Below are 20,546 nucleotides of genomic sequence, written 5' to 3' on the forward strand. Positions count from 1 at the left end.
ATGCGGATATTGTTTGCGGGTACTCCAGAGTTTGCCGCAGAACATCTGCAAGCGCTGCTCGACGTGCCCGAGTTCGAGGTGGTTGGTGTTTACACGCAGCCGGATCGCCCTGCTGGTCGCGGCAATAAGCTGCACGCCAGCGCGGTAAAGCAACTCGCGTTGAAACACGGATTGGTGGTAGAGCAACCAGCGTCGCTGCGTAATGAAGAAGCGCAGGCACAGGTAGCTCGTTATCAAGCCGATATCATGGTAGTTGTGGCTTACGGGCTGATACTCCCGCAAGCAGTGCTAGACATTCCGCGCTGTGGCTGCATTAACGTGCATGGCTCTTTGTTACCCAAGTGGCGTGGAGCTGCGCCTATTCAACGTGCTATTTGGGCTGGTGATGCTGAATCAGGCGTCGCGGTCATGCAAATGGCTGCAGGTCTGGATACTGGTCCAGTGCTTTACGCAGTATCGACCCCAATTCAAATAGATGAAACATCCGCCACGCTTTATCAACGGTTGGCTGAATTAGGTCCACCGGCGCTTATTCACACGCTTCAGAATCTCGATTCACTTCAGGCAAGCGCGGTTCCGCAGCAAGACTCCGCGGCAAATTATGCACACAAGTTAACCAAAGAAGAAGCTCAGTTGAATTGGCAGCTCCCAGCGGTAGAGTTAGAGCGTTGGGTACGCGCATTTAATCCATGGCCGATAGCGTGGCTGACTACCGCAGCGGGTGAAGTGGTTAAAATATGGGCGTCCCACGTACTCGATGAGCAGACGAACCAAACACCTGGCACAGTCGTTCGTGCGGATAAACAAGGAATCGCGATTCAGACGAAACAGGGAATGCTGGTGCTCGAAACCTTGCAGCCAGCCGGTAAAAAGCCGATGGCAGCAGCGGACTTCCTCAATGGTCGCAGTGATTGGTTCACTGTAGGTTCCGTATTACCGCCGAGCGCAACGCATGAGTCATAAGGAAGGCGAAGGCGCAGCCAGCCGCGCCGCAGCCGCACTGGCCATCCAACAAGTTCTTGAACAAGGGCGTTCGCTCAATCAAGCACTGCCGCAAGTAACCCGCAACCTAGCACCACGTGATAAAGCCCTCTGCCAACAACTCTGCTTTGGCGTGTTGCGGCAACTTCCTGAATTGAACTTTTTAGTCAGCCAGCTGCTCGACAAACCGCTGAAGAACAAAACCAGCATCATTCAGTGGCTCATGTTAGTGGGTACTTACCAACTGGTATCGATGCGAGTGGCCGAGCATGGCGCTGTATCCGCAACCGTTGAAGCCGCCAAATTATTAAAGCACAAGTCACTAGCAGGATTAGTGAATGGCGTATTGCGTAACTTGCTACGCCGCCGCGATGAATTATTAGCCCAACTTGCGCAACGTGAAGACCTCAAGCATAACCACCCGCGTTGGTTAGCGGATGCCATCAGCCAAGCGTATCCAGATCAAGCGTCGAGCATCATGGCCGCTAACAATAACCAAGCTCCGCTATGGTTGCGCGTAAATGAAAACCAAACTACGGGTGACAGTTATCGGCAACAGCTTGATAGCGCGGCTATTCCTTATGCACCTGAGAGCCCCTTACCCACGGCAATCCAGCTCGACCAAGCGCAAGATGTCACCACACTTCCAGACTTTGCCGCTGGCGCCGTATCGGTACAAGATATTGCCGCCCAGCATGCTGCATGGCTGCTGGATGCGCAGCCTGGTGAATCCATTCTTGATTGTTGTGCCGCTCCGGGTGGCAAAACAGCACATATACTGGAACGCACCTCATCAGCACGAGTGCTGGCTATTGATAGCGATGCCCAACGTCTAACCCGTGTTCATGAGAACCTGCAGCGCCTACAATTAGCTAAACTCGATGTTCGCGTGCAACAAGGCGATGCGAGTCAGCCATCAACGTGGGCACCGGCAGAACCCTTTGATCGGATTTTGCTCGATGCACCCTGTTCAGCGACCGGTGTTATTCGTCGTCATCCGGATATCAAATGGTTACGTCGAGCGAGCGACATTGCCGAACTGGCACAGTTACAAAGTCAGATTCTTGATGCGCTATGGCCACATTTACGTGGCGGCGGCACTCTTTTATACGCGACCTGTTCTATACTGCCGCAAGAAAACGCGGAACAAATCAAAGCTTTCTGTGCGCGTCATCCCGATGCAGTTCGACTTGCGACCCATCCCGATGGCAGCGTAGACTGGCAATGGTTGCCCGGTGAGCATGCCGGCGATGGCTTCTATTACGCAAAATTGGAAAAGCGTGCATGAAAATAATCATTCTCGGTGGTGGTCAGGTTGGTGCAACACTCGCAGAAAATCTTTCGGGTGAAGACAACGACATTACCGTAGTAGATAACGACCCTGATCGTATCGACTATATTTCCGATCGCAATGACGTCCGCACTATTCTCGGACATGCTTCCCACCCTCGTATTCTGCGCGACGCTGGTTGCGAAAATGCCGATATGTTGATTGCGGTTACGCCGAGCGATGAAACCAATATGTTGGCCTGTCAGATTGCATACACATTGTTTCGTACGCCCAAGCGAATTGCCCGAATTCGCTCGGAAGAGTACACCAGTTATGGCGACAAACTGTTCCATAAAGATGATATGCCGGTCGACCACGTTATCTCTCCAGAACAACAAGTCACTGACTACATAGCGCGATTAGTACGTTATCCCGGCGCGCTGCAGGTGATGGAATTTGCGGGCGGTCGTGCCAGTTTGGTCGCTGTAAAAGCATACTACGGTGGTAAATTGGTCGGGCATGCTATCTCGACCCTGAAAGATCATATGCCGAATGTTGATACGCGGGTTGCTGCCATATTCCGACAAGGCCAAGCAATTAAGCCAATGGGCACAACTATTATCGAAGCCGGCGACGAAGTGTTTTTTATTGCCGATACTCGCTATGTCAGTATGGTCATGGAAGAGATGCAGAAGCTTGAGCATCATTATCGCCGCGTGATGATTGCAGGTGGCGGTAACATCGGTGCTGGCTTAGCCCGAATTCTTGAAGAGAATCATCGTGTGAAGCTCATAGAGCGTAATCGGAAGCGCGCTGAAGAACTCAATGCCTCTATTCGTCATGCGACCATTCTCGAGGGCGACGCGTCCGAGCAAAATTTGCTAATTGAAGAGCATATTGAAGATGTGGATTTGTTCATTGCGGTCACCAATGACGATGAAGCCAATATCATGTCTGCCATGCTGGCGAAGAAGCTTGGCGCAAAAAAGACCATGGTATTGATTCAGCGCCAAGCCTATGTCGATTTGGTGCAAGATGGGCCGATCGATATTGCGATTTCGCCACAACGGGCTACCGTATCAGCACTACTCTCTTTGATTCGACGCGGCGACATTGTCAATGCGTACTCGCTGCGCAAAGGTGCGGCAGAAGCTATCGAAGCAGTTGCTCACGGCGACGAGAAAACCTCCAAAGTTATTGGCAAAGCCATTAACGAGATCAAACTTCCACCTGGCACTACTATTGGTGCTATTGTTCGCGGACATGAAGTCTTGATCGCGCACGATGACACCATTATCAACGCAGATGACCACGTGATCTTGTTTTTAGTCGACAAGAAATACATTAGAGAAGTAGAACGGATGTTCCAACCTTCGGCGTTGTTCTTCTAAGAACGCCAGAAGGTTGGGGTTAACAGAACCAGAATGGTGAACACTTCCAGACGCCCAAACAGCATGGCAATAATGAGTAGCCATTTAGCGGTATCTGGGATTGACTCATAGTTCGCTGCAACTTCACCTAGTCCTGGACCTAAGTTATTCAAGCACGCAGCGGTAGCGGAAAACGCAGTGATATCGTCTAAGCCTGTGGCTAACAATCCCAGCATGATCACCACAAACACTAAAGCGTAAGCGGCAAAGAAGCCCCAAACGGCCTCGACAATTCGCGGTGGCAACACACGGTCACCGAGCTTCACGGAAAACACGCCTGCTGGATGCACCAGTCGATGTAATTCACGCATCCCCTGCCGATACAACAACACTACGCGTACAACTTTCAGACCACCCGCGGTTGAACTTGCACAACCACCAATAAAGCTGGCAAAAATAAGCAAAATAGGCAGGAATAGTGGCCATGAAGCAAAATCAGTGGTCGCAAAGCCACCGGTTGTGCTGATAGACACTGACTGGAATAAGGCTTGGTTGAATGCAGTGCCCGTGTCTGCAAAAATCTTGTGCGTCAGTACGGTAGCAAATACCAAGAATAGTAATGCCAATTGAATAAGCAAGAACGCACGAACTTCAGGATCGACAAAGTAACTACGTAAAGTTCGCCCGGTAATCGCCGCATAATGCACCGCAAAATTTAACGAGGACAACAGCAGGAACACCACGCAGATGATGTTGATGGTGGAGCTACCAAAATAGCCCATGCTGGCATCGTAGGTACTAAAACCACCCACTGCTATTGTCGAAAAAGAATGGCTGACCGCATCAAACCAATTCATGCCGGCTATTTTATAGGCAATGGCACAGGCCACTGTTAACGCCACATAGATGTACCACAGATGCTTTGCGGTATCGGCAATACGTGGGGTCATCTTGGCGTCTTTTAACGGCCCTGGAATTTCAGCACGATACAACTGCATACCACCAATGCCGAGCATCGGTAGAATGGCGACAGCCAGCACGATAATACCCATACCACCTAACCATTGGAGTTGCTGGCGATAATACAGAACGCTGTGCGGTAAATGCTCAATACCTGTAAGGATCGTCGCGCCGGTGGTAGTTAGTCCTGAGAAAGACTCAAAGGCTGCATCGGTAATAGAGAGTGGGACTTCTTCGGTAAACAGAAAGGGTAAAACACCAACAGCACCGAGAACCGTCCAAAAGAGAACTGTCAGCAAGAAACCGTCACGAGCTTTTAGGTCCGAGCGTTCGCTACGATTCGGATACCAAACAATAAAGCCAATAAATATGGACACGGCAAAGGCGAGCATAAAGGCTACACCACCGCCATCTTCATAGATAAGCGCAATAGCTGCTGGGGGCAATAAGGTGATACTGAACAAACAAATCAGTAGCCCTAATATGCGAAGAATGCCGCGAAAATGCACCGCGTGTCCTCTTTATTTTTGTTGTTGGCTCTGCAGGATGACTCGCCCCTGCGTCGCATTTTTGAGTTCACTTGCCAAAGTATGTTGGGTTTCCGCGATAACCTCAAGCGAAAGCCTGATCCGTTCACCAAATTGTTGCTCATCAACCGTTACATCGAAGCGTTCGAGTAAATGCTGAACCGCTTTTTGATCTGCATAAGCGTAGTCGATAATAGCTTGATTGCGAATCAATTTTTCTGCTTTTGGTAAAATGTCGAGCGTCTCTACCAAGCCTTGCGTATACGCTCGCTGTAATCCACCTGTACCCAGCTTCACGCCACCAAAATAGCGCGCCACAATAGCGGACACATTCCCCAGCTCGCTGGCTAACAAGACATTCAACATGGGCCGACCAGCGGTGCCGCTCGGTTCGCCGTCATCACTCATGGCATAAGTTTGACTGGCATCAGGCGCCCCATAAATAGCCGCACTGCAATAATGATTGGCACCCGGCCACCGCGCCTGACAGTCGAGAAGATGTTGCTTACAGTCTGCCGCCGACTGAACAGGAGCGACTGACGTAATGAAGCGGCTATTCTTTACAATCAATTCCGATTCAGCCGCTTGCGCTGGAACCCAATACCTCTGCATTAATCGCGACCTGCGCCCGCTTTGCTGATTTGCATAACAGCAACTTGAGGGAAAATAGCCTCGTCATTGTCTTGCCGCAGGGTTCGGTAGATTTGTTGATACACCAACACATTCTTCACGTAGTCGCGAGTTTCCTTGAATGGAATTGTCTCTATCCAACGGTCGGCATCGATAGGATCATCTGGAAGCCATTCAAACACCCGATAAATACCGGCATTGTAGGCTGCTGTGCCAAGCATCCAGTTGTTGCCGAGGCGACCTTTTAGCTCCGCAAGGTATTGCGTACCCAATCGCACATTAGTTGGCGCATGATGGAGCTCAGCAACCGACAATGATTTACGCTCGAGGTAACGCGCGGTACTCGGCAATATTTGCATCAGTCCGTGCGCGCCAGCACCGGACGCAGCATCATGCCTGAACGCACTCTCGCGACGCGAAATCGCGAGTGCCCAATTGGTATCAATGCCCACCCTGTCGGCGTAGTTTTGATGGATATCCAAGTAAGCTTCCGGGAAACGAAGTTCCACCGCATCAAATTCACCCAATTGACCTAAGGTGTAGATAGCTTGGTCATGCCAACCCCACTGATCGGCTAACACCGCCATCGCAATTTGTTCGCGCCCAGACAAGTGCCCGAGCAAGCTGAACCATTCGCGGCGAGCGTCAATGTAACGCTGCATCTGTAAGAACTCATAAGCACGCTGAACAGCGGGTAGTTGTCGTACGGAAGCAATTTCTTCGGCGGTCAGGTCAACTGGCTGTGCGGCAAGTGAAAATGGGGTATTGAGCCTCGCAGCTGCCATAAAGCCATAATAATTACGTTGTTCCGCAAGCTGTTGGTAGCGCGCTTGTGCTTGGTCTTGCTGCCCGAGCTCTGCAGCTGCTCGTGCTGCCCAATACTGCCATTCTGGTTGTTCTGCAGTGAGCGGTGCTGATTGGGTGAAGTCCCAAACTTCCTGCCACTGCCCTTCACGCACCCAATCGCCCAGTTGCCATTGTAATGTTTGTTCGGTGTGCTCATTGGCATCAAGACGTGCCAACCAAGCGCCAGCATATTGATGGTCTTTCGAACTCAATGCCACAGCAAATCTTTGCTCAAGGAAGGTCCATTGCTCTTCTGACAAGGTGACATGTTTGGGTAACTGGTCGATGAACCTGAGCGCTCGGTCCGGGTCACGCCAAATCAAGCGACTGAACCCATAAGTCACAATTTGTGCCTCATGGCCTGGATGTTTTCCAGTTAAATAATCGAATCTGGTGACTTGTGACGGGTCGCGACGGACGCGATGGTAATGATCAGCCAAATAGCCCATGTCTTTGGGCAAGAGCTTGCCCAAATAAGGGACTAATGTGTGCTTGCCGTCTTCAGCAGCGAGCTGCAATCGCGCCCAGACTTTATCGTTAGAGCGCTGCCCGGCATCAGCCCATTGTTTCAGTAATGCGTCACAGGCCTTGGGCAGTGATGAGCCGGTTAACCACAGTTGGTCGACAGCGCGATATAAAGCGTCGGTGGGGATGAGCTTGAGATCATGTTGATAGCGTAGATAGCGACATTGATTTTCGGTCGAACCTGGCGCTTTGAAGTCTCGCACAAAACGCTGCTTCTCGCCTTTGCGAGCCAAATAATCGAGCCAGGGTTGACGTAACTGCCAATCCATTGGGCTGTCTCGATAGGCTTCGAGGAAGGTCAATACGCGCTCTTCATTGGCGAGGTAACCAACTTGCTGTAATCGGGTCAGTTCCAAATAAGGAACCAATGGGTAGTCATCGAGCTGGTCGAGGAGTTGTTGATATTCAGCCAGCCGCCCGCGCTTCGCCGCATACTCGGCTTGCACGAACCATTCCCGCTGCTGTTCACGCTGGGGAAATTCAGCTCGCATTGGATCTTTAATTCTAGGCTCCGCTACCGCAATTGAACTAACTAGACTCAAAGCCGTACTAACAAGCGATACCATGAGGAGCGTACAACCGAATACAACTGGATGCTTCTGCATAACTTTCAAACGCTCGTTTAAAAAATCATTGAAAAATTGACCTATTCGGGCCAAACTCTGTCAAACCTTTAGAACAGCATAGCCGAAAGCAATCTGAGAATCAGTAGGAGAACAATATGATTTATCAGGGTGATAGCATTCGGGTCGACTTTATCGAAGACGGCATTGCAGATTTACAATTTGCTGCAGCCGGTTCGGTTAATAAGTTTGACCAGAAAACCTTGGAAGAATTCAGTGCCGCGCTCAAAGCACTTGCGGGCACCAAAGATCTGCGCGGTGTTATTGTCACCAGCAGTAAGCCAACCTTTATTGTTGGCGCCGATATTACCGAATTTTTGACGCTATTTGCCGACCTTGAGCAAACCAAGAAATGGGTTGCCATGGCTTCGCGCGTTTTCGACCAACTCGAAGATCTACCAGTACCTACTGTTGCTGCCGTAACCGGTTTCGCGTTAGGTGGCGGTTGCGAAGCGACCCTCGCCTGTGACTACCGGGTTGCCGACACCACGGCAACCATTGGCTTGCCAGAAGTGAAGTTAGGTTTGATTCCAGGGTTTGGCGGCACCATGCGCCTACCGCGGATTATCGGTCCTGACAATGCTCTTGAGTGCATCACCACGGGTAAAAATAACCGTGCCGATGAAGCATTGAAGTTAGGCCTAGTCGATTCCGTAGTAGCACCAGAGAAACTGCGTGACGCAGCTTTCGCCATTGCTAAACAAGCAGCCGATGGCGACTTGAATTGGCAGGCGAAGCGCCAGCCAAAACTGGAGCCGTTAAAAGCTAATGACACTGAATTAACGATGACGTTTGTGACCGCTAAAGCCATGGTCGCAGCCAAAGCCGGTAAACATTACCCTGCTCCACACGCAGCAATTAAGGCCATTGAGCAAGGCGCACGTCATCACCGTGAAGAAGCATTGAATGCTGAGAACGAAGCTTTTGTTGGCTTGACGCAGACCGATGCATGCCGCGCACAAGTCGGCATCTTCATGGCTGACCAAATGGTTAAAGGTAAAGCGAAGAAAGCTGCCAAAGTTGCCACCAAGGAAATTAAACGCGCTGCTGTTCTGGGTGCGGGTATCATGGGTGGCGGTATTGCTTACCAGTCAGCCTATAAAGGCGTGCCGGTTGTCATGAAAGACATTCGCCAAGATGCGCTTGATTTAGGTATGAATGAAGCGAGCAAAATTCTTGGAAAATTGGTGCAACGCGGCAAAATTGATCACAAGAAAATGGCACAAGTGCTGTCTTCAATTACCCCAACTCTGTTGGATGAAGGCGTGAAGGGTGTTGATATTGTGGTTGAAGCGGTTGTTGAAAATCCAGATGTGAAAGGCAAAGTTCTAGCACAAATGGAAAGCGTTGTTGATGCCGATACTATTATTGTGTCGAACACCTCCACTATCTCCATTGACCGTCTTGCCAAGAATTTGAAAGACCCATCACGCTTCTGCGGTATGCACTTCTTTAACCCAGTGCACAAAATGCCGTTGGTTGAAGTGATTCGCGGCGAAAAGACTTCTGATGAGACCGTTGCAGCTGTGGTTGCATATGCGTCGCGCATGGGTAAAACCGCCATTGTTGTCAATGACTGCCCAGGCTTCTTGGTGAACCGCGTCTTGTTCCCATATCTTGCTGGTTTTGCCGGCATGGTAGACGAAGGTGTCGACTTTGGTGGTATCGATAAAGTCATGGAACGTCAATACGGTTGGCCAATGGGTCCAGCGTATTTGTCAGACGTCGTCGGTATTGATACCGCAGACCATTGTACTGTGGTTATGGCGGATGGCTTCCCATCACGCATGCCGCGTGGCGAAGATAGTGCTATTGCGAAACTGGCGGGCGCTAAGCGTTTCGGTCAGAAGAATGGCAAAGGCTTCTACAATTATGGTGTCGACAAAAAGGGTCGCCCCACCAAAGAAAAAGCCCCTGAAGTCTACGAAATGCTCGGCATTAGTGGCAAAGAGCTTAGCGCAGACGACATTATCGCGCGCTGCATGGTTCCTATGGTGAACGAATGTGTCCGTTGCCTTGAAGAAGGTATTGTTGCCTCTGCTGCCGAATGCGACATGTCGTTACTGTACGGTCTCGGCTTCCCACCATTCCGCGGTGGTCCGTTCCGTTACCTCGAAACCATGGGCTTAGCCAAGTTCGTTGAGTTAGCCGATAGCTACGCGCACTTAGGTGAAATGTATCAAGTGACCGATGGCTTACGCGAGATGGCGAAGTCAGGTAAATCGTACCTTGCGGGCTAACACAGGCTTACGGAGTTAATTATGAAAGACGTAGTGATTGTCGATTGTATCCGGACGCCCATGGGGCGTTCGAAAGGCGGTGTATTCCGCAATGTGCGTGCAGAAGATCTTTCTGCACACCTCATGAAAGGCTTGTTGGAACGGAACCCACAAGTCGATGTAAACGAACTTGAAGACATCTACTGGGGCTGCGTACAGCAGACCTTAGAGCAAGGCTTCAACGTTGCGCGTAACGCCGCGCTGATTGCTGGTATTCCCCATTCTGTGGCTGCGGTCACCGTGAACCGTCTGTGTGGCTCGTCCATGCAAGCTATTCACGATGCAACCCGCGCCATTATGGCGGGTGACGGCGAAATCTTCATTGCAGGTGGTGTTGAACACATGGGTCACGTACCTATGGACCACGGCATCGATTTCCATCCAGGCATGAACAAATCTGTGGCTCGCGCTGCAGGTATGATGGGCATGACTGCAGAATTGCTCGCACGCAAATTTGAGATTGACCGTACAGCCCAAGACGCATTCGGTGCTCGTTCGCATCAACGCGCTCACGCGGCGACAGTTGAAGGTCGTTTTGCAAATGAAATTTTGCCGATTGAAGGCCACGATGCCGACGGCATTTTGCGCATGATCAAGAACGATGAAGTGATTCGTCCCGAAACCACCGCGGAAAGCTTAGCCGCGTTACGCCCGGTATTTGATCCGGTCAATGGTACCGTGACTGCAGGTACTTCATCAGCCTTGTCTGACGGTGCTGCCGCAGTATTGATTATGTCTGCCGACAAAGCGAAAGCGCTGGGCTTAACGCCACGCGTAAAAATTCGTTCAATGGCAGTAGCAGGCTGCGATCCATCGATCATGGGTTACGGTCCAGTCCCAGCGACGCAAAAAGCATTGAAGCGTGCTGGTCTCTCCATCAAAGATATCGATTTATTCGAGCTGAACGAAGCCTTTGCTGCGCAGTCACTACCAGTGCTGAAGGGCCTCGGTATCCTCGATATCATGGAAGACCAAGTGAACCTCAATGGCGGTGCCATTGCCCTTGGCCACCCACTCGGTTGCTCGGGCGCGCGGATTTCCACCACGCTCATTAACCTGATGGAAGACAAAGATGCAACACTAGGTCTCGCGACCATGTGTATTGGTCTAGGCCAAGGCATAGCCACAGTCTACGAGCGGGTCTAAACCACTGGTGAACAGTGAATGGTGAACGGGTAATAGAAAAGCAAACCGGCTAGTCTGTTATCTATTCACCGTTCACTTTTCACTGGACTGGCAGCCAGTACCGAGGTTTTGTCGACCAACGAAGAGCGCAGCGGACGAACAACGACCAACGCTCTTCGTTTAGGCATAAATATTCCTTCCTATTCCTGAATATTCCTGTTTTTATGTCTCTAAGAATAGCCAAGACTAAACTGGAATAATCAACCAGAAGGAATGGAATCAATGACCCTTGGTGAACTCCTCAAAGAAAAACGTGTAGAACTTGACCGCAGTCAGGCAGAACTGGCTGAGCAGATGGGAATTGAGCAATCGTATCTATCCAAGCTCGAGAGTGACCGCTCGCTACCCTCAACCGAAATACTCAATGCCTGGCTTGGCGCTCTGGATATTACGCTAGAGTTTGTTATCGCCCAGTTTGACCCCAGTTACGTGCAAGGTCGCCTACGCCAAATACCCATCGTAGACGCCTATCTGCGTGAGCAAACCTCATCACATCATCGTCACCGTCGCTCATGGCTAGTGACCTGTAGCCTACTGGTCGCGCTCTCCGTGCCCCTTTTCTATCTCGGCTACACGAAGCTCCTCTTTCCAGAGCAAGCCTACCAGTACATCTCCCCAGGTATTCTATTGCCAGGTGAGAATCCCAATTACTTTGATAATTGGCACAATATGTACGTAAATGACTCAGCAGACGAACGCATGGAGATGCGGAAAAGAATGGCAGAACGTGAGAATCCACACACACTTATTTTGCCCGAGAACCGTGGCCGGCAATTCACAATACCCGCACAGGAAGCTACTGATCCTGACTTTCTACGGACCTATTACATCTCCGGAAATGTCGAGCAGGTCAGACCGATCAATGGCATTCTGCAGGCTCTCGGACTATTTCTATTTGTCGGCGGAATTATAGGCATCGCAATCGAACGCCGCTTCTTCGCAAAGTAGCTACGAGCTAGAACATTAAAAGCGTAACTGGCTACTAGCTATTAGTTACTAGAAAAGACAGATCGGGTTTTGCGAGTAAGCAGTAGCCAATAGCCAATAGCGAGGTTTTGTCGACCAACGAAGAGCGCAGCGGACGAACAACGACCAACGCCCTTCGCAGCCAATCATTGCTTGCGGATTAGGTAGCGATAAGGCGTAGCAGATGTTTCTGCGGCTAGCAGCTCGTGGTCCATAAAGCGGCAGAAGCTTGGAATATCACGCGTGGTGGCTGGATCGTCGGCGATAACTTCCAGCACATCACCCACCTGCAGCTTACGTATGGCAACACGCACTAGCATCACCGGCTCTGGGCAACGCAGTCCCAGCGTATCCAGCGACGAAGCTATATTTGGATCAGGTGCAATGTCACTCATCTCGTCTCTTTCTAACTAAAAACCCGCTACTAGTTACTAGCTACTAGCAAAACCCGATCTGTCTTTTCTAGTAACTAATAGCCAGTAGCCAGTCACGATGTTGTGTCGAACAACGAACAGCGCAGCGGACGAACAACGAAAAACGCTTTTCGTGTGTTACAGGTATTTCTGCCAGAATTCGGCTTTACCCATCGAGGCTTCGAGCTGATAGGGTTTGAAGCCGAATTTTTCGTAGGCCAGTTTTGCTGGTTCGTTGCCTTGTAGCACTTCGAGTGTCAGTTTCACGCAGCCGCGGAACTCTGCCAGAGTGGCTACTTCATTGAGTAAGCGTTTGGCGATACCTTTGCCACGGTGCGATTCGGTGACAGCAATGTCATGAATATTCATGACTGGCTTGGCTGCAAATGTTGAGAAGCCCTCAACGCAGTTGGCTATGCCAACGGGCTCGCCGTCGTCAAATGCCAGAATTGAGAACACGTAGTCGCGCTTCGCCATTTCATCCACCAAGTTTTCTTTCGTGGCTTCCGGTAGCGCTTCGCCGCCACCCATAGGGTCACGTGCGTAGTCGTCCAGCATGACAACGACGGCTTGGCGATGCTTGGGATTCTGGTAATCAGCTAAAGTAATTTCTAACATAAGCAATGTTTCGAGTTCTCGTTAGTTGTACGAATGAAGGCCTTCTCATAATGAGAAATCACGCATTTCCTGACATACAGGCTCGTAGCAATGACAGTCGACACGATGATCGTTCACCATCCCCACAGCCTGCATAAATGCGTAACAAATAGTCGTGCCGACAAAATTAAAGCCCGCTTTTTTTAACGCTTTCGCCATGCTATCAGAAACCGCATCTGATGTCGGTATGTCATGGCCCTGCCGAGCGAAAATACGCGGCGTTCCGTCGCTAAATTGCCATAAGAACTCAGCAAAATCCTGCCCTTTCTCCTGCATAGCAAGATACGCTCGAGCATTGCGGAAGATCGATTCTATTTTCAGACGATTGCGGACGATACCTGCATTTTCCATTAATTCTAGCTTGTAGGACTCGGGTAGCTCGACAATTCGCTCGGGAACAAAGTCCGCAAAAGCGCGTTGATAGTTCGCTTGTTTCTTTAAGATCGTGATCCAGCTCAAACCAGCTTGCTGACCATCAAGACAGAGCTTTTCAAAGAGTTCGCGAGAGTCGGCAACCGGCCGCCCCCACACCTCATCGTGATAAGCCACATACTGCGGATCAGAGCCGCACCAGCTGCAGCGGGTCTTGTTATCGTGGTCGTTGGGTTTTGTCATTTGCATGGTATCCTGTAACCGAGCGTCAACACAGGGTATAATTTACGCCACTTTACTAGAAAAAACAGCGCGAGATCACCGCATGGCCAGCTACGATGTAAAAACCTTTCAAGGGCTCATCCTAGCGCTCCAAGATTATTGGGCGCAACAAGGATGTGCAGTAGTACAACCCCTCGATATGGAAGTGGGTGCCGGTACCTTTCATCCGATGACTTTTTTGCGTGCCGTTGGCCCAGAGCCAGCGAGTTTTGCCTATGTGCAGCCATGCCGCCGCCCGACTGATGGTCGCTACGGTGAAAACCCCAATCGGCTCCAGCACTATTATCAGTTTCAGGTCATTTTGAAGCCATCTCCGAGCAATATTCAAGACTTGTACCTTGGGTCATTGAAGCTATTGGGCTTCGATCCACTGGTGCATGACATCCGGTTTGTTGAAGACAACTGGGAATCACCAACGTTAGGTGCTTGGGGACTGGGCTGGGAAGTCTGGCTCAATGGTATGGAGGTGACGCAGTTCACCTACTTCCAGCAGGTCGGTGGCCTAGAATGTAAGCCAGTGGCAGGTGAAATCACCTACGGTTTAGAGCGTTTAGCCATGTACATTCAGGGCGTCGACAGTATTTACGACCTTGTATGGACTGACGGCCCACGTGGCAAAATAACCTACGGCGACGTGTTCCATCAGAATGAAGTAGAACAATCCACCTACAACTTTGAGTTCGCAGATACGAAAGTATTGTTCGACCGTTTTGATGCAGCCGAGGCTGAATGCCAGTTGCTGCTCGAGAACAATCTGCCATTACCAGCCTACGAGCAAGTTATGCGAGCGTCACACGCGTTCAACCTATTAGACGCCCGCCATGCTATTTCGGTTACCGAGCGGCAGCGCTACATCTTGCGTGTGCGCACTATGGCAAAAGGCTGTGCCGAAGCTTACTACGCAGCGCGCGAAGCGCTTGGATTTCCTCTTGTTGAGCAAGGAGCTTAACCCGTGCAACATGACACTCTTCTTGTAGAAATTGGAACTGAAGAACTGCCACCGAAAGCACTGAAAGGGCTAAGCGAAGCTTTTACTTCTGGACTCACGGAATTACTGAAGACCAATGACTTTGCGTTTGCTGATGTGCACTCGTTTGCATCAGCACGTCGCTTGGCGGTGCAGATCAAAGATGTCGCCGCGCAGCAGCCTGATAAAGTTGTTGAGAAGCGTGGACCTGCTGTTGAAATGGCGTTTGGCGCCGATGGTCAACCGACCAAAGCAGCGCAAGGTTGGGCACGTGGTAATGGTATCGATGTGAAGGACGCCGAGCGCCTTGTCACTGATAAGGGTGAGTGGTTGCTCTATAAAGCCGAACAAAAAGGCCAAAGCTTAGCGGCGGTATTGCCTGGTCTAGTCGCACAAGCTTTAAAGCAGCTTCCTATTCCAAAGCCGATGCGCTGGGGTAATAGTGACGCGCAATTCATTCGCCCAGTACACACACTCACTATGCTTTACGGCGACTCTCTGATTGCCGGTGAAGTTCTGGAAATTCAGTCGGGTACGCAATTGCAGGGGCATCGTTTCCATTGTCCTGAAGGCACCTCTATCCGCCATGCTGATGACTACGAAGCGGTGTTGGAAAAGGCTTGGGTTATTGCAGACTTCGCGAAGCGCCGTGCACTCGTCAGTTCAAAAATTGAAGCCTTAGCGGCGGAGCTTGGCGGTCATGTTATCGCTGATGAAGATTTGGTCGATGAAGTCACTGCCTTAGTTGAGTGGCCCGTGGCCCTGTCGGCCTCATTCAATGAGTCATTTTTGGCAGTACCAAAAGAGCCATTGATCGTCACCATGAAAGACGATCAGCGCTACTTCCCGCTGCATGATGCAGACGGTAACTTGCTGTCGAAATTTATTTTCATCACTAATATTGAGAGCAAAGACCCGCAACAGATCATCTCAGGTAATGAGAAGGTCGTTCGTCCTCGCCTTGCCGATGCCCAGTTTTTCTTCGAAACCGATAAGAAGGTGACGTTAGAGAGTCGACTGTCAGCCCTTGATAATGTGCTGTTCCAGAAAGACCTTGGGTCGATTAAAGCTAAAAGCGACCGTATTGCTCATGTTGCCGCTGCCATTGCTGAGCGTTTGAACGGTAAGAGTGACGTCGCGCAGCGCGCAGGTTTGCTGTGTAAGGCTGACCTTGGCTCACAAATGGTTCTGGAATTCCCTGAAACGCAGGGTGTTATGGGTATGCATTACGCTCGCAATGACGGCGAGCCTGCCGGCGTTGCTGAAGCTATTTATGAGCATTATCTGCCACGGTTTGCCGGTGATGCACTGCCTGAATCTGTAGAGGGCGCAGCAGTAGCACTCGCTGATAAACTCGATACTTTGGTTGGTATCTTTGGTATCGGTATGATTCCTAAGGGTGATCGCGACCCGTTTGCTTTGCGTCGTGCTGCCATTGGTCTATTGCGAATCATTGTTGAGAACAAGCTGTCACTCGATTTAGCTGAGTTAGTTGGTATTGCTAAAGCTAGTTTTGGTCATTTGCTGACTTCTGACTCAGTCGAGACTGATGTGGTTGATTTCTTGCTGGGACGATTCCGTTCTTGGTATCAAGAACAAGGTATTAGCGTCGATGTGATTCAGGCGGTACTTGCACGCCGTCCAACTCGTCCGCTCGACTTTGACCGTCGAGTGCATGCTGTGACTGAATTCCGTAAGCTTCCCGCAGCAGATGCTCTAGCTGCAGCGAATAAGCGCGTTGGAAACATTCTCGCCAAGGTCGACGGTTCCATCCCGTCGGTCGTTGATAAGGCGTTATTAACAGAAGCTGCAGAGCTGGAGCTATTTGATGCGCTGACAAGCGCGTCAGCGCAAGCACAGGCTTCGCTAGCAGAGAATGACTACACTGCAGCATTAACTGCTTTGGCAGCATTACAGAAGCCTGTAGATACATTCTTTGATAACGTGATGGTCAACGCTGATGATGCGTCGGTTCGTGCGAATCGCCAAGCCCTACTCGCGCAGTTACGAGAGCAGTTCCTGCAAATCGCAGATATCTCGCTCCTCAATGGCTGAGTGAAAGTGAACGGTAAATAGTGAACAGTTAACGGAAAAAGCCACAGACAAAAAAGCCCTCAAGAGAGGGCTTTTTTATGTTTACTGTTCACTATTACCTATTCACTGTTCACTAGCTCTTAGACGTCTAAGTTCGCTACCTTCAGTGCGTTGGTCTCGATGAAGTTACGACGTGGTTCTACGTCGTCACCCATGAGCGTCGTGAACAACTGATCAGCTGCAATAGCATCTTCAATAGTGACTCGAAGCATACGACGTGTTGCTGGATCCATAGTCGTTTCCCACAACTGGTCTGGATTCATTTCACCCAAACCTTTGTAGCGCTGAACATAGATACCGCGCTTCGATTCGTTGATGAGCCATTCAACGGCCTCAACGAAATCATCCACTGGTTTCTCTTTCTCGCCACGACGGACAAAGCCACCCGCCTCAACAAGGCCATCAATCTTTTCACCAATGGAAACGAGTTGGTCGTAGTCACGACCCATCAAGAACTCGTAGTTCATTGGATAATCGGTATCAACACCATGCTGACGAACCACCACAACCGGCAAATACAGGTTGCGCTCGGCGTCATGTTCAATCCGCAATGTGTAGGTTGCTGAATTGATTTCACGGGTGGTCAGGTCGCCTTGCAAAGTCTCTGCCCAAGAGTTCATAGATGATTGATTTTTAAGCATTTCTTCGGTTAATCGTGGTGCATAGACAAGACGTTGCAAGAATGTCTCTGGCATCCGCCGCGAGAGTCTCAATTTGATGCTGTTTTGCGCCAATTGATAGTCGGTAACCAAAGTTTCGAGGTGTGCACCACTAATTCCTGGAGCGTCGGCATTCACATGCAACGATGCGCCGTCTAAAGCCAAGCTAGTTAAATACTGAATTAAGCCAGCTTCGTCTTTAATGTATTGCTCTTGCTTGCCCTTCTTCACTTTATAAAGTGGTGGTTGAGCGATGTACATGTATCCACGTTCAATAAGTTCCGGCATCTGACGATAGAAGAAGGTCAACAGCAAGGTTCGAATGTGCGAGCCGTCGACGTCAGCATCGGTCATGATAATGATGCGGTGATAACGTGTTTTGTCCGGGTTGTATTCGTCGCGCCCGATACCACAGCCTAAGGCAGTGATTAATGTCGCGACTTCTTGCGAGCCCAGCATCTTATCGAAACGTGCTTTTTCGACGTTAAGGATCTTACCTTTCAACGGCAGAATCGCTTGGAACTTACGATTGCGCCCCTGCTTCGCAGAGCCACCCGCAGAGTCACCCTCCACTATGTACAGTTCAGATAACGCCGGATCTTTTTCTTGGCAGTCTGCTAGCTTTCCTGGCAAACCAGCAAGATCTAATGCACCTTTACGGCGAGTCATATCTCGAGCTTTGCGAGCCGCTTCACGCGCGCGTGCAGCATCGATGATCTTTCCGACAATAATCTTCGCTTCGTTCGGATGCTCGAGCAGGTAGTCAGCTAACTTCTCATTCATTGACTGTTCTACTGCACTCTTCACTTCTGAAGAAACCAGCTTGTCTTTAGTCTGTGAAGAGAACTTAGGGTCTGGAACTTTCACAGAAATAACGGCGGTTAAACCTTCACGCGCATCATCACCCGTTGCGTTGGTCTTATACTTTTTATTCAGACCTTCCTTTTCCATGTACGAGTTTAGTGTACGGGTTAAGGCTGCTCGGAATCCGGCTAAGTGAGTACCACCATCTCGCTGAGGAATGTTATTCGTATAACAGAAAATATTTTCGTTAAACGAATCATTCCATTGCATAGAAACTTCAACAGTAATGCCATCCTCACGCTCTTGCGCAAAGTGGAATACTTGCTGATGAATTGGAGTCTTGTTCTTATTTAAATACTCGATGAAAGCGCCAATACCACCTTCATACTTAAAATGGTCAGAACGATCTGAACGCTCATCACGTAGGATAATCGAAACGCCAGAGTTCAAGAATGATAGCTCGCGAAGACGTTTTGCGAGGATATCGTAGTGATACTCTACGTCAGCGAAAATCTTTGAACTTGGCCAAAAGCGAATTTCGGTACCGGTTTTGTCGGTATCGCCAATTTGCTTTAATGGGGTATCAGGGTCACCTAAGCTATAGAACTGTTCATAAACATGGCCTTGACGACGTATTGTCAGTTGAAGCTTTTCGGATAATGCGTTGACTACAGATACACCAACACCATGCAAGCCGCCCGATACTTTATAAGAGTTATCGTCGAACTTACCACCAGCATGCAGAACGGTCATGATGACCTGAGCAGCGGAAACGCCCTCTTCTTCGTGCATATCAACTGGAATGCCTCGGCCATCGTCGCGAACCGATACCGAACCATCGGAATGTATGGTGACGAGTATATCTTTGCAGTGTCCTGCTAACGCTTCATCGATCGAGTTATCGACAACCTCGAATACCATATGGTGTAAACCAGTACCGTCATCGGTGTCACCGATGTACATGCCTGGGCGTTTGCGAACTGCATCGAGTCCTTTAAGGACTTTGATACTGGACGAATCGTAAGTGTTTTCTGCCATAAAAAGCTTCTCTATTGTTCCTTGACGGTTCCATGTTCCACGTGGAACATTTTGATATCTGCGTTAGAAAACAGTTCTGCCAAAATTCCGACATCTATCGCTGATACAAAAACCTGTGAATTGGATGCCATTAACGCATCACAAAATTTCTTCTGACTATGCTCATCTAACTCAGCTGCAATATCGTCAACGAGGTAGATACATTGTACGCCAGTTTGCCTCTGTAAGTATTCACCCTGAACAAGTTTCAGTGCTGCAACTAACAGCTTCAACTGTCCTCTCGACAGTATGTTTTTCACATCATCGCCGTTTGCTTGAATTCGCAACTCGGCTTTATGTGGACCCACCGTAGTGTGCCCATAACGTAAATCTTGTTCTTGATGTTTATTCAAAGCATCAAGCAACGTTCCTGAGCGATCCCAACCCGCCTTCAACACAACCATAAAATCGTATTGTGGCAAAAATGCTTTCAACCGCTCGGACAGATATTCACTTAAACCGTTGATGTAGGATTCACGATAGTCTGCAATCCTTTCACCATGACTTGCGAACTGTTCATCCCAATACGCATGTTCATTTTGAAACCGTCTCATTTTTAGCAGACTATTTCGTTGTTTAAGTATCTTACTGAAGTTCACCCAGTCGCTATAAAAGGAATGTTCCACGTGGAACACACCCCAATCGATAAACTGACGACGCTGCTTTGGACCACCTAATACCAACTCCGTGCTCTCTGGAGTCATCAATTGCACAGGTACCATTCGTGCCAGCGCTGCGAACTTCTTTTCCTTTTCACTATCGATACGAAGTTGCACTTCACCAACTTCATCGCGTTGATAACCAACTGTGTGCTTCTGACCTGATTGCTCTATCACTCGAGCAAAAACCGTAAACTTATTTTGGTCGTGCTGAATGAGTTGACGATAGCTTCCAGGACGAAACGACCTGCCAAAACCTAAACAATAAATCGACTCAAGTAGACTTGTCTTACCGCTACCATTGTCACCAGTAATCAGGTTTATGGTTTGCCCGGGCTCTATTTTCGCCTGCGCGAAATTTCTAAATTGTGTGAGCGCCAGGGCTTCTAAGTACATCTAG

Annotated in this window: 16 protein-coding genes; 8 read left to right on the plus strand and 8 right to left on the minus strand. The window is 49.7% G+C overall.

Going from position 1 to position 20,546, the window contains the following annotated elements; translation table 11 throughout:
- The 3 genes from fmt to trkA are packed head-to-tail and all read left to right on the plus strand — an operon-like array spanning position 1 to position 3,642.
- Positions 1-963 (plus strand): methionyl-tRNA formyltransferase, encoded by a 963-nt coding sequence (gene fmt, locus ACN0S4_RS08880; RefSeq protein WP_417657329.1) that lies wholly within the window; start codon positions 1-3, stop codon positions 961-963.
- A complete protein-coding gene (rsmB, locus tag ACN0S4_RS08885; protein ID WP_417657330.1) occupies positions 953-2,269 on the plus strand; it encodes a 16S rRNA (cytosine(967)-C(5))-methyltransferase RsmB in 1,317 nt (438 codons plus the stop codon). The genes fmt and rsmB overlap by 11 nt, the downstream gene beginning before the upstream one ends.
- Complete coding sequence (trkA, locus tag ACN0S4_RS08890; RefSeq protein ID WP_417657331.1) at positions 2,266-3,642, plus strand: Trk system potassium transporter TrkA; 1,377 nt, start codon at positions 2,266-2,268, stop codon at positions 3,640-3,642. Before rsmB ends, trkA begins: the two co-directional genes overlap by 4 nt.
- Here the strand turns inward: trkA and ACN0S4_RS08895 are convergent.
- From ACN0S4_RS08895 to ACN0S4_RS08905, 3 genes are read right to left on the minus strand one after another with little or no spacing between them, the layout of a single operon-like run.
- The gene (locus ACN0S4_RS08895; RefSeq protein ID WP_417657332.1) at positions 3,639-5,090 is read right to left on the minus strand and encodes a TrkH family potassium uptake protein; all 1,452 of its coding nucleotides are present in this window, start codon (positions 5,088-5,090) and stop codon (positions 3,639-3,641) included. The two genes, trkA and ACN0S4_RS08895, sit on opposite strands and share 4 nt — an antisense overlap.
- A 12-nt stretch (positions 5,091-5,102) precedes the next feature.
- Positions 5,103-5,720, minus strand: a complete 618-nt coding sequence (locus ACN0S4_RS08900; protein WP_417657333.1) for a YigZ family protein — start codon at positions 5,718-5,720, stop codon at positions 5,103-5,105.
- Positions 5,720-7,714 carry a transglycosylase SLT domain-containing protein gene (locus ACN0S4_RS08905; protein ID WP_417657334.1) on the minus strand — a complete coding sequence of 665 codons (1,995 nt, stop codon included), beginning with the start codon at positions 7,712-7,714 and terminating at the stop codon, positions 5,720-5,722. Before ACN0S4_RS08905 ends, ACN0S4_RS08900 begins: the two co-directional genes overlap by 1 nt.
- A gap of 116 nt (positions 7,715-7,830) precedes the next feature.
- Between ACN0S4_RS08905 and fadB the strand changes: the two genes are divergently transcribed.
- The 3 genes from fadB (at position 7,831) to ACN0S4_RS08920 (ending at position 12,144) form a co-directional block, all read left to right on the plus strand.
- Entirely contained in the window at positions 7,831-9,972 is a 2,142-nt protein-coding gene (fadB, locus tag ACN0S4_RS08910; RefSeq protein ID WP_417657335.1) for a fatty acid oxidation complex subunit alpha FadB, read from the plus strand.
- Positions 9,973-9,993: 21 nt separating this feature from the next.
- Positions 9,994-11,157 carry an acetyl-CoA C-acyltransferase FadA gene (gene fadA / locus ACN0S4_RS08915; protein ID WP_417657336.1) on the plus strand — a complete coding sequence of 388 codons (1,164 nt, stop codon included), beginning with the start codon at positions 9,994-9,996 and terminating at the stop codon, positions 11,155-11,157.
- Between the two features lie 261 nt (positions 11,158-11,418).
- Positions 11,419-12,144, plus strand: a complete 726-nt coding sequence (locus ACN0S4_RS08920; protein WP_417657337.1) for a helix-turn-helix domain-containing protein — start codon at positions 11,419-11,421, stop codon at positions 12,142-12,144.
- 164 nt (positions 12,145-12,308) lie between these two features.
- On the opposite strand, the gene tusA is transcribed toward ACN0S4_RS08920, so the two are convergent.
- The 3 genes from tusA to ACN0S4_RS08935 form a co-directional block, all read right to left on the minus strand.
- Positions 12,309-12,557 (minus strand): sulfurtransferase TusA, encoded by a 249-nt coding sequence (tusA, locus tag ACN0S4_RS08925; RefSeq protein ID WP_417657338.1) that lies wholly within the window; start codon positions 12,555-12,557, stop codon positions 12,309-12,311.
- A gap of 156 nt (positions 12,558-12,713) precedes the next feature.
- On the minus strand, positions 12,714-13,193 hold the full coding sequence (locus ACN0S4_RS08930; RefSeq protein WP_417657339.1) for a GNAT family N-acetyltransferase: 480 nt from the start codon (positions 13,191-13,193) through the stop codon (positions 12,714-12,716).
- A gap of 45 nt (positions 13,194-13,238) precedes the next feature.
- Complete coding sequence (locus tag ACN0S4_RS08935) at positions 13,239-13,847, minus strand: DNA-3-methyladenine glycosylase I (RefSeq protein WP_417657340.1); 609 nt, start codon at positions 13,845-13,847, stop codon at positions 13,239-13,241.
- A gap of 82 nt (positions 13,848-13,929) precedes the next feature.
- Here ACN0S4_RS08935 and glyQ point away from each other — a divergent pair, with 82 nt between their 5' ends.
- Together glyQ and glyS are read left to right on the plus strand one after the other, a co-directional pair.
- A complete protein-coding gene (gene glyQ, locus ACN0S4_RS08940) occupies positions 13,930-14,835 on the plus strand; it encodes a glycine--tRNA ligase subunit alpha (protein ID WP_417657341.1) in 906 nt (301 codons plus the stop codon).
- Between the two features lie 3 nt (positions 14,836-14,838).
- Positions 14,839-16,908, plus strand: coding sequence for a glycine--tRNA ligase subunit beta (gene glyS, locus ACN0S4_RS08945; protein WP_417657342.1), 2,070 nt, complete (start codon positions 14,839-14,841; stop codon positions 16,906-16,908).
- A 119-nt stretch (positions 16,909-17,027) separates the two neighbouring features.
- On the opposite strand, the gene gyrB is transcribed toward glyS, so the two are convergent.
- Positions 17,028-19,448 (minus strand): DNA topoisomerase (ATP-hydrolyzing) subunit B, encoded by a 2,421-nt coding sequence (gene gyrB, locus ACN0S4_RS08950; protein WP_417657343.1) that lies wholly within the window; start codon positions 19,446-19,448, stop codon positions 17,028-17,030.
- A gap of 11 nt (positions 19,449-19,459) precedes the next feature.
- The gene (recF, locus tag ACN0S4_RS08955) at positions 19,460-20,542 is read right to left on the minus strand and encodes a DNA replication/repair protein RecF (protein WP_417657344.1); all 1,083 of its coding nucleotides are present in this window, start codon (positions 20,540-20,542) and stop codon (positions 19,460-19,462) included.
- Positions 20,543-20,546 lie beyond the last annotated feature (4 nt).

The sequence above is a fragment of the Pseudidiomarina aestuarii genome (assembly GCF_048263735.1).
In the GTDB taxonomy this organism is placed as follows: domain Bacteria; phylum Pseudomonadota; class Gammaproteobacteria; order Enterobacterales; family Alteromonadaceae; genus Pseudidiomarina; species Pseudidiomarina aestuarii_B.